The sequence below is a fragment of the Sphingobium sp. AP49 genome (assembly GCF_000281715.2).
In the GTDB taxonomy this organism is placed as follows: Bacteria; Pseudomonadota; Alphaproteobacteria; order Sphingomonadales; family Sphingomonadaceae; genus Sphingobium.
Map to the genome: position 1 here is coordinate 2,052,869 of NZ_CP124576.1, position 14,647 is coordinate 2,067,515.

16 protein-coding genes and 2 tRNA genes are annotated in these 14,647 nt (G+C 65.5%); 8 read left to right on the forward strand and 10 right to left on the reverse strand.

The window, feature by feature from the left end; translation table 11 throughout:
- Positions 1-73: 73 nt before the first annotated feature.
- From rpsA to aroA, 3 genes are all read right to left on the reverse strand, one after another.
- Positions 74-1,786, reverse strand: coding sequence for a 30S ribosomal protein S1 (gene rpsA, locus PMI04_RS10065; RefSeq protein WP_007708266.1), 1,713 nt, complete (start codon positions 1,784-1,786; stop codon positions 74-76).
- Between the two features lie 175 nt (positions 1,787-1,961).
- The gene (locus PMI04_RS10070) at positions 1,962-2,591 is read right to left on the reverse strand and encodes a d(CMP) kinase (RefSeq protein ID WP_007708264.1); all 630 of its coding nucleotides are present in this window, start codon (positions 2,589-2,591) and stop codon (positions 1,962-1,964) included.
- Complete coding sequence (aroA, locus tag PMI04_RS10075) at positions 2,588-3,928, reverse strand: 3-phosphoshikimate 1-carboxyvinyltransferase (RefSeq protein ID WP_007708262.1); 1,341 nt, start codon at positions 3,926-3,928, stop codon at positions 2,588-2,590. Before aroA ends, PMI04_RS10070 begins: the two co-directional genes overlap by 4 nt.
- Before the next feature lie 146 nt (positions 3,929-4,074).
- On the opposite strand from aroA, the gene PMI04_RS10080 reads away from it, so the two are divergent.
- The 3 genes from PMI04_RS10080 to PMI04_RS10090 all read left to right on the forward strand — a co-directional run bounded on the left by PMI04_RS10080 (position 4,075) and on the right by PMI04_RS10090 (position 4,791).
- On the forward strand, positions 4,075-4,413 hold the full coding sequence (locus PMI04_RS10080; protein WP_007708260.1) for a TIGR02300 family protein: 339 nt from the start codon (positions 4,075-4,077) through the stop codon (positions 4,411-4,413).
- Between the two features lie 88 nt (positions 4,414-4,501).
- Positions 4,502-4,577: transfer RNA gene (locus PMI04_RS10085), tRNA-Ala, on the forward strand.
- Positions 4,578-4,715: 138 nt separating this feature from the next.
- A tRNA-Ala gene (locus PMI04_RS10090) sits at positions 4,716-4,791 on the forward strand.
- 83 nt (positions 4,792-4,874) lie between these two features.
- On the opposite strand, the gene PMI04_RS10095 is transcribed toward PMI04_RS10090, so the two are convergent.
- The 3 genes from PMI04_RS10095 to PMI04_RS10105 all read right to left on the reverse strand — a co-directional run bounded on the left by PMI04_RS10095 (position 4,875) and on the right by PMI04_RS10105 (position 8,109).
- Positions 4,875-5,360, reverse strand: coding sequence for a GyrI-like domain-containing protein (locus tag PMI04_RS10095; RefSeq protein WP_007705136.1), 486 nt, complete (start codon positions 5,358-5,360; stop codon positions 4,875-4,877).
- Between the two features lie 51 nt (positions 5,361-5,411).
- Complete coding sequence (locus PMI04_RS10100) at positions 5,412-5,756, reverse strand: AraC family transcriptional regulator (RefSeq protein WP_007705138.1); 345 nt, start codon at positions 5,754-5,756, stop codon at positions 5,412-5,414.
- Between the two features lie 76 nt (positions 5,757-5,832).
- Entirely contained in the window at positions 5,833-8,109 is a 2,277-nt protein-coding gene (locus tag PMI04_RS10105) for a UvrD-helicase domain-containing protein (protein ID WP_007705139.1), read from the reverse strand.
- Between the two features lie 113 nt (positions 8,110-8,222).
- On the opposite strand from PMI04_RS10105, the gene PMI04_RS10110 reads away from it, so the two are divergent.
- Positions 8,223-8,618: a GFA family protein gene (locus tag PMI04_RS10110; RefSeq protein ID WP_007705141.1), complete on the forward strand. Its 396-nt coding sequence runs from the start codon at positions 8,223-8,225 to the stop codon at positions 8,616-8,618.
- A 107-nt stretch (positions 8,619-8,725) separates the two neighbouring features.
- Entirely contained in the window at positions 8,726-9,067 is a 342-nt protein-coding gene (locus PMI04_RS10115; protein ID WP_007705143.1) for a hypothetical protein, read from the forward strand.
- Here the strand turns inward: PMI04_RS10115 and PMI04_RS10120 are convergent.
- Positions 9,024-9,518: an Rrf2 family transcriptional regulator gene (locus tag PMI04_RS10120; protein ID WP_007705144.1), complete on the reverse strand. Its 495-nt coding sequence runs from the start codon at positions 9,516-9,518 to the stop codon at positions 9,024-9,026. The two genes, PMI04_RS10115 and PMI04_RS10120, sit on opposite strands and share 44 nt — an antisense overlap.
- 108 nt (positions 9,519-9,626) lie before the next feature.
- Between PMI04_RS10120 and PMI04_RS10125 the strand changes: the two genes are divergently transcribed.
- Entirely contained in the window at positions 9,627-10,073 is a 447-nt protein-coding gene (locus tag PMI04_RS10125; RefSeq protein WP_007705146.1) for a globin domain-containing protein, read from the forward strand.
- Between the two features lie 15 nt (positions 10,074-10,088).
- On the opposite strand, the gene rsmD is transcribed toward PMI04_RS10125, so the two are convergent.
- Positions 10,089-10,643: a 16S rRNA (guanine(966)-N(2))-methyltransferase RsmD gene (gene rsmD, locus PMI04_RS10130; RefSeq protein WP_007705150.1), complete on the reverse strand. Its 555-nt coding sequence runs from the start codon at positions 10,641-10,643 to the stop codon at positions 10,089-10,091.
- A complete protein-coding gene (locus tag PMI04_RS10135; protein WP_007705155.1) occupies positions 10,640-12,139 on the reverse strand; it encodes a pseudouridine synthase in 1,500 nt (499 codons plus the stop codon). The genes rsmD and PMI04_RS10135 overlap by 4 nt, the downstream gene beginning before the upstream one ends.
- Positions 12,140-12,313: 174 nt before the next feature.
- On the opposite strand from PMI04_RS10135, the gene PMI04_RS10140 reads away from it, so the two are divergent.
- Positions 12,314-12,784 (forward strand): response regulator, encoded by a 471-nt coding sequence (locus tag PMI04_RS10140; protein ID WP_007705158.1) that lies wholly within the window; start codon positions 12,314-12,316, stop codon positions 12,782-12,784.
- A gap of 91 nt (positions 12,785-12,875) precedes the next feature.
- Complete coding sequence (locus tag PMI04_RS10145) at positions 12,876-14,201, forward strand: MFS transporter (RefSeq protein ID WP_007705162.1); 1,326 nt, start codon at positions 12,876-12,878, stop codon at positions 14,199-14,201.
- On the opposite strand, the gene PMI04_RS10150 is transcribed toward PMI04_RS10145, so the two are convergent.
- Positions 14,186-14,626, reverse strand: coding sequence for a DUF6628 family protein (locus PMI04_RS10150; protein WP_007705164.1), 441 nt, complete (start codon positions 14,624-14,626; stop codon positions 14,186-14,188). The two genes, PMI04_RS10145 and PMI04_RS10150, sit on opposite strands and share 16 nt — an antisense overlap.
- Between the last annotated feature and the right edge of the window lie 21 nt (positions 14,627-14,647).

The following is a 14,647-nucleotide window of genomic DNA, read 5'->3' on the forward strand; positions in this document are numbered from 1 at the left end:
GGAAGGACGGCAAAAAGCCCGCCGGAACAGGGTTCCGGCGGGCTTTTTTATACCTGGTGACAGGTGGGAAGGCTTAGCCTTCGTTCTTGGCCTTGAGCGCTTCGCCCAGGATGTCGCCGAGCGACGCGCCGCTGTCCGACGAGCCATACTGAGCCACGGCCTGCTTCTCTTCGGCGATCTGCATCGCCTTGACCGAGAAGGTCGGCTTCTTGGCGCGGTCGAAGCCGATCACCATGGCGTCGAACTTCTGGCCGATCTGGAAGCGTTCCGAACGCTGCTCGTCGCGGTCGCGACCCAGGTCGCTGCGCTTGATGAAGCCGGTGGCGCCATCGTCGCCAGCCTGGACTTCCAGACCGCCGTCGCGGACTTCCAGAACGGTCACGGTGACGATCGCGTTCTTGTTCAGGCCAGCAGCAGCAGCCGAGGTGCCGCCAGCGGCCGGACCACCACGCTCAAGCTGCTTCATGCCGAGGCTGATGCGCTCCTTCTCGACGTCGATGTCGAGAACGACAGCCGAAACCGTCTCGCCCTTGCGGTGCAGCGCCAGCGCGTCTTCGCCCGAAATGCCCCAGGCGATGTCCGACATGTGGACCATGCCGTCGACGTCGCCGTCCAGGCCGATGAACAGGCCGAACTCGGTCGCGTTCTTGACTTCGCCCTCGACGGTCGAACCGATCGGGTGACGTTCTGCGAACGAATCCCACGGATTGCTCTGGGCCTGCTTGAGGCCGAGCGAGATGCGGCGCTTCTCGGGATCGACTTCGAGAACGATGACTTCCACTTCCTGGCTGGTCGAAACGATCTTGCCGGGGTGGACGTTCTTCTTGGTCCAGGACATTTCCGAAACATGGACCAGGCCTTCGATGCCCGGCTCCAGTTCGACGAACGCACCATATTCGGTGATGTTCGTGACGCGGCCCGACAGCTTCGCACCGACCGGGTACTTGGCGGCTGCGCCTTCCCACGGATCGCTTTCCAGCTGCTTCATGCCGAGGCTGATGCGCTGGGTTTCGCGGTTGATGCGGATGATCTGGACACGGACGGTGTCGCCGATGTTGATCATCTCGTTCGGGTGGTTGATGCGCTTGTACGACAGGTCGGTGACGTGCAGCAGGCCATCGATGCCGCCCAGATCAACGAACGCACCATAGTCGGTGATGTTCTTGACGACGCCTTCGATGATCTGACCTTCGGCCAGGGTCTGGATCAGGCCGCTGCGCTGTTCGGCGCGGGTTTCTTCCAGGATGGCGCGACGCGACACGACGATGTTGCCACGACGGCGATCCATCTTGAGGATCTGGAAGGGCTGCGGAATGTCCATGAGCGGGGTGACGTCGCGAACCGGGCGAATGTCGACCTGCGAACCGGGCAGGAAGGCCACGGCGCCGTCGAGGTCGACGGTGAAGCCACCCTTGACGCGGCCGAAGATGACGCCTTCGACGCGGGCGCTTTCGGTGAACTCGGCTTCGAGCTTGTCCCAGGCGGCTTCGCGGCGCGCGCGGTCGCGCGACAGCATGGCTTCGCCATGGGCGTTTTCGACGCGGTCGACATAGACTTCGACTTCGTCGCCGACCTTGAGGTCAGCCTTCTGGCCGGGTGCGGCGAATTCGCGCAGCGGCACGCGGCCTTCCGACTTCAGGCCGACGTCGATCAGCGCCATGTCGTTTTCGATGCCGGTAACGGTGCCCTTTACGACGCGGCCTTCAAAGCCGCCGTCTTCGCCACCGAGAGAATCATTGAGAAGCGCGGCGAAATCGTCGCGCGAGGGGAATGCCGTAGAGGCCATGGTTGGTCCTTCACTCATCATTGCTGGCCAATCGGTTGTGTCCGATGGTCTTTGGCCAAACCACGCATGCGGCCGAATACCGCCTGCATATCCAAGGGGTTAGGCTGTAGAACGCTCAGGCTGGAAAAGCGAAAGGGCGCCCGGAAATGTCCGAGCGCCTTATCGGGTCACACGCTTACGGGCGACCTTCAAGCTGGGCGTCCACAAGCGCGATGGCCCGCTGGACGGCGGCGTCTATAGTCAAATTGCTGGTATCTAGCAAGTCGGCGCCATCGGCGATCTTGAGCGGGGCATGATCGCGGCTCATGTCGCGGGTGTCGCGGGCCTGGATGTCGGCAATCAGGCTGTCCATGTCGGGTTCGCCGCCATGGGCGAGGGCATCCTTGAAGCGGCGTTCGGCGCGGACATGGACGCTGGCGGTGACGAAGATTTTGGCATCGGCGTCCGGCGCGATGACGGTCCCAATGTCGCGTCCGTCGAGGATGGCGCCGCCTGGCTGGGTGGCGAAGTCGCGCTGGCGCTGGACCAGCGCGTCGCGTACGCTCTGATGCACCGACACGCGCGAGGCGAGGCTGCCGACCGCTTCGCTGCGCAGCGCCGGATCGGCCAGGATGGCGTCGTCGAAACCGCAGGCGGCGAGTGCATCGGCCTGATGATCCGGATCGCCCCCATTTTTCAGTACGGAAAGACCCACGGCGCGATAGAGCAGGCCGGTGTCGAGCACCGGCAGGCCATAATGGCGCCCCAGCGCCTTGGCGATCGTGCCCTTGCCCGATGCGGCGGGGCCGTCGACGGCGATGATCATGCGATGGCTCCGAGTGTCTGGAGGAGCGTGGTGAAGGTCGGGAAGCTGGTCGCGACCGGGCGCATGTCGTCGATGGTGACGCCGTCGCGCGAGACGAGGCCGGCGACCGCGAAGCTCATGGCGATGCGGTGATCGAGCTTGGTGGCGATCGGGCCGCCGCCGGGCAGGGGCTGGCCGGCGCTCCCTTCGATGATGATGCCGTCTTCCAGTTCCTCGACCGTGACGCCGATCGCGCGCAGGCCGGTGGCCATGGTGGCGATGCGGTCCGATTCCTTGACCCGCAGTTCGTCGAGGCCGCGGAAGATGCTGCGGCCATGTGCGAACGCCGCCGCGACGAAGGCGACGGGATATTCGTCGATCATGCTGGGCGCGCGGGCAGGATCGGGTTCGACGCCGTTCAGGGCGGAGGCGGTGACGACCAGGTCGCCGACCGGCTCGCCGCCGACGTCGCGGGCGTTGATGATCTCGATCGATCCGCCCATTTCGCGCAGCAGGTCGATCAGGCCGGCGCGGGTGGCGTTGAGGCCGACATTTGCGATCGTCACCTGCGATCCCGGCACCAGCAGCGCGGCGACCATCGGGAAGGCGGCCGACGAGGGGTCACCGGGCACGACGATATTCTGCGGCTTGAGTTCGGCTTCGCCCTTCAGCGTGATGATGCGGGTGCCGTCGGCCTGGACCTCGACATCAAGGTCCGCGCCGAAGCCCTTGAGCATGCGTTCGCTATGGTCGCGGGTCGGGATCGGCTCGACCACGCGGGTGATGCCGGGCGTGTTGAGGCCGGCGAGCAGTATCGCCGACTTCACCTGGGCCGAGGCGACCGGGAGGGTATAGTCGAGCGGCACGGCCGGGCAGGCGCCGGTCATGGTCAGCGGCAGGCGATCGCCCGGGCTGGTGGTGAAGCTGGCGCCGACGCGGGAGAGCGGTTCGGTGACGCGCGCCATCGGGCGCTTGCTGAGGGACGCGTCGCCCACGAAGGTGGCGGTGATGGCGTGGCTGGCGACCAGGCCCATCAGCAGGCGGGTCGAGGTGCCGCTATTGCCCATGTCGAGCGCTTCCTGCGGCTGGAGCAGGCCGCCGACACCGACGCCGTGGATATGCCATACGCCGTCTTCATCGCGTTGGATGTCGGCACCCATGGCTCGCATCGCGGCGGCCGTGGCGAGGACATCCTCCCCCTCCAGCAGGCCTTCGACCCGGCTTTCGCCGACGGCCAGGGCGGACAGCATGAGCGAGCGGTGGGAAATGCTCTTGTCGCCCGGAACCGCGACGCTGCCCGAAAGCGCGGGGGCGGCGGTGAAGGTCATCGGACTGGGTTGGTCATTATGGCTGGTCACGGGGTATCCATCATCTTGGAACCGAAAAAATGCGCCCGGCTTTTGACAGCGCGGTTTCGCTATGGCAAGGCGCCCGACGTTTCGTGGACGACTTCCGTCGTACCGCGTGATTTCTGTTTGAGCATCGAAGAAGGAACAGGCCGGACATGGTGAAGGCTGAATGGGGCACGAAGCGGACCTGCCCGAAATGCGCGACTCGCTTCTACGACCTGGGCAAGGATGACCCGGTGACCTGCATCAATTGCGGCGCCGCTTGGGAGCCCGAACCGGTGCTGAAGTCGAAGCAGCCGCTGCCTTATGAAGAGGTCGCGCCCAAGAAGGTCATCGAGACCGCAGACGGTGAGGTCGAGACGGCCGACGACGATCTGGACATCGATATCGACGTCGATGACGATGAAGATTCGCCGGACAATGACGTCGATCTGGGTGGTGATGACGACCTGGGCGTTGACGCCGGCAGCGACGATAATGACGACGATAATTAATTGAAAATTGTGCTTGCCAACGGGGTCGCCTCCTCCTAGAGGCAGCGACCTCCGAGGCGCCGGACCCAACGGCGCTTCATGATGGTAAGGGGCCTTAGCTCAGCTGGGAGAGCGCCTGCATGGCATGCAGGAGGTCAGCGGTTCGATCCCGCTAGGCTCCACCAATTTTTCGGAACCAGAAAATGTCCCTCGGGCATTTTCCCGAAAAATACCCAAGCGCAAGCGCGGGTTTGGACATATGACCGACGGCATTGCCGGACATGGTCTGATCCATCGGGACGCGGCCAGTGCCGTATCAGGATGGGGCCTTAGCTCAGCTGGGAGAGCGCCTGCATGGCATGCAGGAGGTCAGCGGTTCGATCCCGCTAGGCTCCACCATTTCCGGAAAAGATAGCCCGGATATTACCTCACATCGTCGATGACCTGCCCGCATCCTTGCGGTGCGAGCCATCATCTGTGCGTCATTTCAGCGGCAGAAACAGGTCCGTGACCGCTGCATGTTCCGCAACTTCGGGAAAGAAGGCGAGGCGCTGGCAATAGAGCGGGAAATCGCGCGTTTCCTCCCCACTGGCCGGTAGCCAGTCACGGTAGAGATAGAGGGCGGCAGGCTCCAGATTGTCGCTGTTTCCCGTCACTCGCAGCACGGCGCAGCGGCCGCCCGGAATGATGCCGACTTCTATCGGCACGCCATGGGCGTCGAAGGGGCGGCTGGTGCCCGCGCACAGATCGAGTCGATAGTCGAGCGATGGCGTGGTGCGCGGGTCATCATGAAAGATGTTGAAGGTCGCGCTGCTCGACGGCGGCAACCCCGCCGCCTTGCGCCAGGCGATGAAGCGCCGGATCGTATCGCCGATCGTTGCGGGATCGCCGCGATGCTGCATGATCGCGACCGGCGTTTCGGTCACATCGCGAATGACGACGGCGTCCCGGGTGAATTTCGTCTGCATATGCTTGCTCCTCACTTCGTCAAATGGCCCAAGGGCGGCAAGCCACGGTTCTCAGGCGGGAGAGGAGCGGAAGGAAGACGGTGATTGCCCGAAATTCCTGCGAAAGGCGCGGGCAAAGGCATCGGGCGCGTCATAGCCGGCATCCAGCGCAATGGCGGTGATCATCTGCCCATGGCGATAGGCCAGCCGATAGGCGGCGCGCTTCATGCGGGCCAACTGGACATAGCGATGGACCGACAGGCCGAATATCGCGCTGAATTGGCGATGGAAATGATATTTGGAAAAGGCCGCGACGCTGCTGATCGCATCCAGATCCAGATGATCGTCCAGATGCCGATCGATATGATCGAGCACCCGCTGCATCCGGTCCTGATATTGATCCAGCATCGCCTTCATTTTCGTCCTCCGTGGCGAGGCCAGTTAGGCGCTTTCGGGCGGCGGGTGCTCGACTGATCTTGCGGTCTTGAGCCGGTCAGGCCAACGAGACGAAGCTGTCCATCACCCGCTTGCGGCCGGCGGTCTCGAAATCGATTTCCAGCTTGTTGCCCTCGATCGCGGCGATCGTGCCATAGCCGAATTTCTGGTGGAAGACGCGCTGGCCGAGCGCCACATCGTCGCGTCCCTTGTTGCCGATCGACACCGCCGAAGTCCGCGCCTCGACGATTCGCGCCGGCTCGCGGTTGAACTGACCGCTGGTCTGGGCGCGCTGCCAGCCGGGGCCGCGGGCGGAACCGCGTGCGACATTGGCGAAGGGATCGTCCCGTTCCGACCAGTTGGCGCGCCAGAGCGAGGCGCCGCCGGACATGCTGCTTTCCTCATCCACATGTTCGGGCGGCAATTCGCCGACGAAGCGGGAGGGGATGGAGCTAGTCCATTGGCCATAGATGCGGCGGTTGGCGGCATGGAGGATGGTGCAGCGCTTGCGCGCGCGGGTGATCGCGACATAGGCGAGGCGCCGTTCCTCCTCCAGGCTGTTGAGCCCGCCCTCGTCCAGCGCACGCTGCGAGGGGAAGATGCCTTCCTCCCAGCCGGCGAGGAAGACATTGTCGAACTCCAGCCCCTTGGCGGCGTGGATGGTCATGATGGTGAGCTTGCGCTCATCCTGCTGCGCCTCATTGTCCATGACCAGACTGACATGTTCGAGGAAGGCGCCCAGCGTCTCATATTCCTCCATCGCGCGCGTGAGTTCGCTCAGGTTTTCGAGGCGGCCGGCGCTCTCGGTCGAGCGTTCGGCCTGGAGCGTGGCGGTATAGCCGCTTTCGTCCAGGATCTGGCGGGCCAGTTCGGCATGGGGCAGTTGTGCGGCGCGATCGCGCCAGCGGGCGAGGTCGCCGATGAAGGCCCCGAGCGCGCGGCGTGCCTGGGGCGTCAGTTCGTCGGTGTCGAGGATGCGGGCGGCGGCAAGGGCGAGCGGGATGCCCTCCGCGCGCGCCAGACGGTGCAGCTTTTCGACCGCCTTGTCGCCCAGGCCGCGCTTGGGAACGTTGACGATGCGCTCGAAGGCGAGATCGTCCGCCGGCTGGTTGACCAGGCGCAGATAGGCGAGCGCATCGCGGATTTCGGCGCGCTCATAGAAGCGGAAGCCGCCGACGATGCGATAGGGCAGGCCGATCTGGATGAAGCGGTCTTCAAACTCGCGGGTCTGGTGCTGGGCGCGGACGAGGATCGCCACCTCGTCCAGCGATCCGCCGGCGCGGGTGATCGCCTCGATCTCGTCGCCGACGCGGCGGGCTTCCTCCGGCCCGTCCCACACGCCGAGCACGCGCACCTTTTCGCCGACGTCGATGTCGGTCCACAATGTCTTGCCCAGGCGATTGCCATTTTCCGCGATCACCCCGGATGCGGCGCCCAATATGTGCGGGGTGGAGCGGTAGTTTTGTTCCAGCCGGACGATTACGGCGCCCGGAAAATCCTTTTCAAAGCGCAGGATATTGGCGACTTCTGCGCCACGCCATGAATAGATGGACTGGTCGTCGTCGCCGACGCAGCAGATATTCTTGCGGGTCTGGGCGAGCAGGCGGAGCCAGAGATACTGGCTGCTATTGGTGTCCTGATATTCGTCCACCATGATATATTTGAAGCGCTGTTGATATTGCTCCAGCACGTCGCGGTGACGCTTCAATATGGTCAAAACATGTAGAAGCAAGTCACCGAAATCGCAGGCATTCACCTCGCGCAGTCGGGCCTGGTAGGCGGCATAGAGCTTCTGCCCCTTGCCATGGGCATAGCCCTCCGCCTCGCCGGCGCCGACTTCCTCCGGAGTGAGGCCCTTGTTCTTCCACTGGTCGATCAGGCCGGCGAGCTGGCGCGCGGGCCAGCGCTTTTCGTCGATCCCCTCGGCCTGGATCAGCTGCTTCATCAGGCGCAACTGGTCGTCGGTGTCGAGGATGGTGAAATTGGACTGGAGCCCGACCAGTTCGGCATGGCGACGCAGCATCTTAGCCGCGATCGCATGGAAGGTGCCGAGCCAGGGCATGCCCTCAACCGCCGGGCCGATCATCCGGCCGACGCGCTCGCGCATTTCCCGCGCCGCCTTGTTGGTGAAGGTGACGGCCAGGATTTCCGAGGGCCAGGCGCGCTGGGTCGCGACCAGATGGGCGAGGCGGGCGGTCAGTGCTGCGGTCTTGCCCGTCCCCGCGCCGGCCAGCACCAGCACCGGCCCCTCCGTGGTCAGCACAGCCTGACGCTGCGGTTCGTTGAGACCCTTCAGATAGGGCGGGTCATTGGGCGAGGGAGCAGGCACGGTCATGGGCGATCAACTAGGGATGGGCGGTTGTGGGGGCAAGGGCGGATGGCCTTGCAGCGGGACGTAATCTATGAGAACAAAAAGAGAATCACGCAAGATGCGAATGGAGCAAGATGATGGTGACGGGGCGGTGCCAGTGCGGGGCGATCCATTATGCGGCGGTGGATGAGCCGGTTTATAGCGCGCTCTGCCATTGCAGCGATTGTCGGATGAGCGCGGGTGCGCCGATGGTCGGTTGGGCTTTGTTCCCGCATGACAAGGTGACGATAGAGGGCGATCCGGTCGCCTATCAGTCGTCCGACAATGCGACTCGCCATTTCTGCGGCACTTGTGGCACCGGGCTGTTCTACACCAATCCCACGGTGTTTCCCGGCATGATCGACATCCAGACCGCGACGCTGGATGACCAGTCGGCCTTCCCGCCGGCGATCCATGTCCAATATGCCGAGGCGGCACCGTGGATGGCGGCGGCGCACGACCTGCCCCGGTTCGAGCGTTACCCGGCGGACTGAGCGCGACCCGCGTCAGCGACGGCACGGCTCGTCGCTGACGCGGGGAACGGAGCAGTGGGTGGCCGGTTTCTCCCTTGCTCGGGGCAAGGAGCAGAAGGACCAACCCGATGAAGATCGTCATGATCGCCGGTTTCGCCGCTCTGTCGCTGGCGGCGCTACCCAGTCAGGCCGGCGCACAGGCAATGTCACCGCCCGCCCAGAATCAGGATCCCAATGCGGCGCAGCCGGCTGGCACGGTTCCGGCCGAAACGGGCATGGCGCCTGCGCCCGCCAATGTGCCGCGCGATCCGGCGGCACCGGTGGGGTCCTCGTCCAATCCCGTGACTGTGGGCGGCAATATGACGCCGCCGCCGACCGAGGCGAAGGCTTATCCGGTCTGCGGCAAGAACGTGCAGGACAGTTGCGTCAATCCGGGCGAGGCGAAGAGGAAGATGCGCAGGCCGGGCTGAAATCCGGCTTGGGGTCGCCGGTTGAAGGGCCGGGCAGGGCGGCGATGAGCGCGGCGAGGCCGGTTCTGTCGCGCGCCGCATCGGCCAGGCTATAACCGTCCAGCACCGTCAGGAAGGCGCCGACCGCCTGTGCCAATATGCTTGACAGGCCGCAGGCCGGACGGATCGCGCAGGACGCGCAATCGGCCATCGCCATGTCCGGTTCGCTATGGCGCACCACTGCGCCGATGCGGATATCGGCAGGATCGGCGGCGAGGGCAAAGCCGCCACCCCGGCCGCGCTGGGTATGGATGAAACCACCTTGGCCCAGGCCATGCACCACCTTCATCAGATGATTGCGCGACAGGCCATAGGCGCCGGCAATCTCCGGGATCGTCGCCCGTCCGCCCGGCACGGCGGCAAGATGGATCAGCACGCGCAGCGCATAATCGGTATGGCGGGTCAATTGCATCGCGCCCTCCTATCCTGCGGGCAGACCGTCATAAACATATATTCAATTTACATCTTAAAAGATGTATATTAAACGAACCTTATCGAGTCCCCCGATGAGGAGCCTGTCATGCGCGAAATTCTGTCCCCCGAAACCATCGCCATCGTGAAGGCGACTGGCCCGGCGCTGCGCCGCCATGGCGTCGAGATCACTACCCGCATGTATGCGCGGCTGTTCGAGGATGCGTCGATCAAGGACATGTTCGACCAGGCGGCGCAGGCCAGTGGAGAGCAACCGCGCCGGCTGGCGGCGGCGATCCTGGGCTTTGCGGAAAATGTCGACAAGTTGCAGGCGCTGGACGGTGCGATCGCGCGCATGGTGCAGCGCCATGTCGATACCGGGGTGCAGCCGGACCATTATCCCAAGGTGGCGGCCGCGCTGCTGCCGGCGATCCGCGAGGTGCTGGGTGAAGCGGTGGCGACGGATGAAGTGCTGGCCGCCTGGGCCGAGGCCTATGGCTTCCTGGCCGATATCCTGATCGGCAAGGAACAGGCGGCCTACGCAGAGGCCGCCTGATATTCCGCCTGATCGTTACGCGGCGGGTGCGCTATCCTCTGCGCGGAGCAGGGTGAGGCGCGCCTTGCCGACGTCGCGCACGGCGTCGACGGTGAAGCCCTTGACCGTCACATCCTCGCGCCGGTCGGTTTCGATGCTGATCCAGGTGGACAGGCTGGTCCAGCCGAGGCGTGCGAGCTTGTCGAGCGCGACCTGGCCCGCGCCGGTGTCATAGGGCGGGTCCATGAAGATGAGGTCGAGCGGCTTTTGCGTCGGGCCGAGCGCTAGTACGCTGGTCTGGCGGATGTCCGGGCGCAGGCCGAGCTTGTCGCCATTGGCGCGGATCGCGTCGATCGCCGCCTTGTCCTGCTCGACGAACAGGCAGGAGCCGGCGCCGCGCGACAGCGCCTCGAACCCCAGCGCGCCCGAGCCGGCGAAGAAATCGCCTACGGCCAGCCCCTCGAATGAGCCGAGGCGGCTCGCCAGCATCGAAAAGAGCGTCTCACGCGTGCGGTCGCCGGTAGGACGGGTGGCATCACCCTTGGGCGCGACCAGCGGACGGCCGCGCCATTGACCCGAAATGATCCTCATTCGGCCCCCTTCTTCAGGCTGTTGCGGAAGACGATCAGGTCATGCTGGCGCACTTCCTCGACCGCGCCGCTGGCCAGTTCGCCCAGCTCGAACGGGCCATAGCTGGTGCGGATCAGGCGATTGACCTTGAGATCGAAATGTTCGAGCACGCGGCGGACTTCGCGGTTCTTGCCTTCGGTCAGGGTCATTTCGACCCACTGGTTGCGGCCGGTGCGCCGTTCCAGATTGGCCTCGATCCGGCCATATTGGATGCCCTCGATCTCGATGCCGTCGAACAGATCCTCCAGCTGCTGCTGGCTGACCTCGCCAAAGGCGCGGGCGCGATAGGTGCGCGGCACGCCGGTGGCGGGCAATTCCATCTCGCGCTTGAACTCGCCGTCGGTGGTGAGCAGCAACAGCCCTTCGGTATTCATGTCGAGCCGACCGATCGGCATCAGGCGCGGCAGGTCGTCGGGCAATATGTCGTAGATGGTCGGACGGCCGGCGGGATCCCGCTCGGTGGTGAGGAAGCCGGTCGGCTTGTGGAACAGGAACAGGCGCGTGGGCGCGGGCGCGGCGACGGCGTTGCCGTCGACGGTCACGCCGTGCAGCGAGGTCAGCAACGTCGCCGGCGTGTCGATCGCGACGCCGTCCCTGGCGATGCGGCCTTCCTCGATCATCCGCTCGATCTCGCGGCGCGAGGCAATGCCGGCACGGGCGAGCAGCTTGGCGATGCGCTGCGGCTCGCCCTTGCCACCGGCCTCCGCTGCGGCGTGGGCCGGGTGCGGGTTGGCAATATGGGCGGCGGCCGGTTTCTTCGGACCAGGACGGCGCGGCGGATAGGAAGTGCCGGGGGTGCGGCCTTCGGGGCGCGGACGGGCCGAGCGGTCACCAAAAGCGGGACGCGCGGGGCGCTCGCCAAAGGCGGCGCGGGCAGGGCGGTCACCAGCTATGCGTTCGGGCCGCTTGCCTTCGGTCGGACGGCCGCTGCGGGCAGGACGCTCTGCACGATCCTGCGGGGCGGTGCGATCGGGGCGTTGGCCACGGGGCGGGCGTTCGGTACGCCCCTCGCCGCGCTCGTCGAAACGGCCGCCACGGCCGTCGCCGGCAACATTGCGATCCGGACGGGCGCCACGCGCCGGCCTTTCGCCCCGGCTCTCGCCCTGGCGTTCGCCGAAGCGACCGCCAGGGGCTTCGTCCGCATTATTGCGATCGGGGCGCGGGCCACGACCTTCCCCGCGCTCGCCTCGGCTTTCGCCGAAGCGGTTGCCACGGGCTTCACCGGGGCCATTGCGATCAGGGCGCGGGCCGCGTGCCGGGCGCTCTCCCCGCAGGGCGGGGCGTTCCGAACGACCTTCGCCCCGTGCGTCATAGCGACCTTCGTTACGACCTTCCGATCGGGCCGGGCCACGGCCAGTGCCGCGCTCAGTGCCGCCGCGCGATCCGGGGCCGGAAGGACGCTTGGGACCGCCCGGACCTGACCGGCGCGGCGGACCAGATTTTTTTGGCGGTTCCACTTTGAGCATTCCTTTTCGTGACGGGTGGCCATCCCCATATGAGGGCGGCACGTGCAATATGATGAACGGTGCCATACCGCCGCCCATGCGAACGGCGGAGCCCCGGCCGGGCGCAACCCGGCGCCGGGGCGCGGCGTTGGTCGGTTGCATGGCGGAAACGGGGCAGGACAGCAAATGTTTTTCGGGCGAATCAGAGGGGAAGATGCTGCCGGAGATGCCGGCGCCACGGTGCGCAGCGCCATTCGCAGCGTGCTGGTGGTGGAGGATGAGCCGCTGGTCGCCTTCGACCATGAACATATCCTGCTACAGGCCGGCTATCGCATTGCTGCCACGGTCGACAGCCATGCCCATGCCGCCCGCGTAATCGATGCTGGTTCGGTCGACCTTGTCGTCACCGACATCAATCTGCGTGGGGGGCGTTGCGGCATAGAGGTCGCGCGTCATGCCCATGCAAGGCAATTGCCGGTGCTGTTCGTCACCGGTGCCTGTCCGGCCGATGCCCGGTCGCTGGCGGTCGGTTGCCTGGCCAAACCTTTCGCGCCGCGCGATCTGCTGGCGGCGATCGCGGTGGTCGACGCGGTGCTGGCCGGGCGCGCGCCACCGCGCAAGCCACGCGGCATGAAGCTGTTCGCCGAGATCGCCTGAACCGGGCCATGGCAGCGGCGGTGCCGCTTGCCTCTGCCGCATTTGCTCATATGGTGGCGCCCGGATCGCATCATCGGGGGCATCACGGATCATGACGGAATTGGCCGGCGGCACGCGCAGTTGGAGCGACGCGGTAAAGCCCTATGTGCAGAAGGAGCCGCTTGCCGCCTTCTTCCTGGGGGTTTCGTCCGGCTTTCCTTATGCGATGATCGGCGCGACGCTGACGACGCGGCTGGCGCAGGATGGCATCGACAAGAAGGCGGTGACCGCCTTCACGCTCGCCTTCCTGGTCTATAACCTCAAATGGCTATGGGCCTGGATGGTCGATGGCGTGCGCCTTCCGATCATCGGCCGGCTGGGGCAGCGCGTGTCTTGGCTGTTGCTGACCGGGGTTCTGGTGATGGCCGCCGTCGCCAATCTGGCGCTGGTCGATCCTACGGCCGGCCTGTTGCAGACCGCCTATGCCGCGATCCTGGTCGGGGCGGCGGGCGCGACCTTCGACATCGTGATCGATGCCTATCGGATCGAGACGCTGAAGCCCGAGCAGTTGGGCGTGGGGTCGGGCATGTCGCAATATGGCTGGCGGATCGGGTCGGTCGCGGCCGGCGCGCTGGCGCTGGTGCTGGCGGCGCGGATCGGTTGGCACGGCGCCTATCTGGCCTGCGCGGTCTTCGCCCTGCCGGCGATGCTGACCGGCCTGGTGCTGGGCGAGCCGGAACGGCATCGCGAGGCAGCAGCGCGGCGCGGGATGGGTGAGGTGTGGCAGTCGATCGCTGGGCCACTGGTGGAGTTTTTCCGCCGTCGGGGCGCGGTCCTCGTCCTCTGTTTCATCCTGCTACACAAGATCGGCGATACGCTCGCCAACCTCACCTTCCGCCTGCTGTTCGATGACATGGGATACAGCAATGACGAGATCGCCATCTATGATGTGGGCATTGGCTTCTGGGCCTATCTGATCGGCATCTTCGTTGGCGGCATCCTCTATGCGCGGATGGGCATGAAGCGCTCGGTGCTGGTCAGCCTCGTTCTGATGGGCGTGTCCAATTTCAGCTTTGCCGCGCTGGCGGCATTGGGGAAGAGCAACTGGGGCATGGCCGGCGCGATCGGCTTTGAGAATTTTGCCAGCGGCATCGGCGGCGTCACCGTCGTCGCCTATTTCTCCGCGCTATGCGACCTGCGCTTCACCGCTGCCCAATATGCGCTGATCTCGGCGGCGGCCAGCATCGTCGGCCGTTTCCTGACCGGGACGACGGCCGGCGCGCTGATCGAACGGTTCGGCTATGTCGACTTCTATCTGCTGACGACGGCGCTGGCCGTGCCGGGCATCTTGCTCTTCTGGCTGATGATGCGGGCCGGATTGATCGATGCCAGTATCGGTACGGCCGCCAGCGTCGCGGGGGATCAGCCCGCTGCGTAGAGGTCCAGCGGCCGGCCAAGGTCGCTATGCGCCTGCGCCACCGCCTGCAGGCAGGTGAGCGCGCCCAGCGCATCATCATTGCCGAGCAGTCCCGAAACATTGTCAAACGCGATGCGCGGATCGCGCAGCGCATCGCCTACCGCCTGCATGATCGCTGCCTCGTCCGCCGTCATCCGCGCGCAGCAACAGGGCGCGACCAGGATCTTGCGGCTGGCGGCGCGCGCCAGTTCCAGCATCATCGCCCGCATCAGCACCAGCGGCCGGCGATAGCTTTTGCCAAAGGCGCCCAGCATCGCATTGGCGGCATGGGCATCATTGACCCCGGCCGTCGCCATGCGGCGCATGACGAACAGGAACAAGCGATTGCCATAGCCGCCCGGAATGGGCCGGGGCAGTTCGACGGGGTAGCTTTCTCCATATGCCATGCGGGTGCGCCTTTGTGTGAC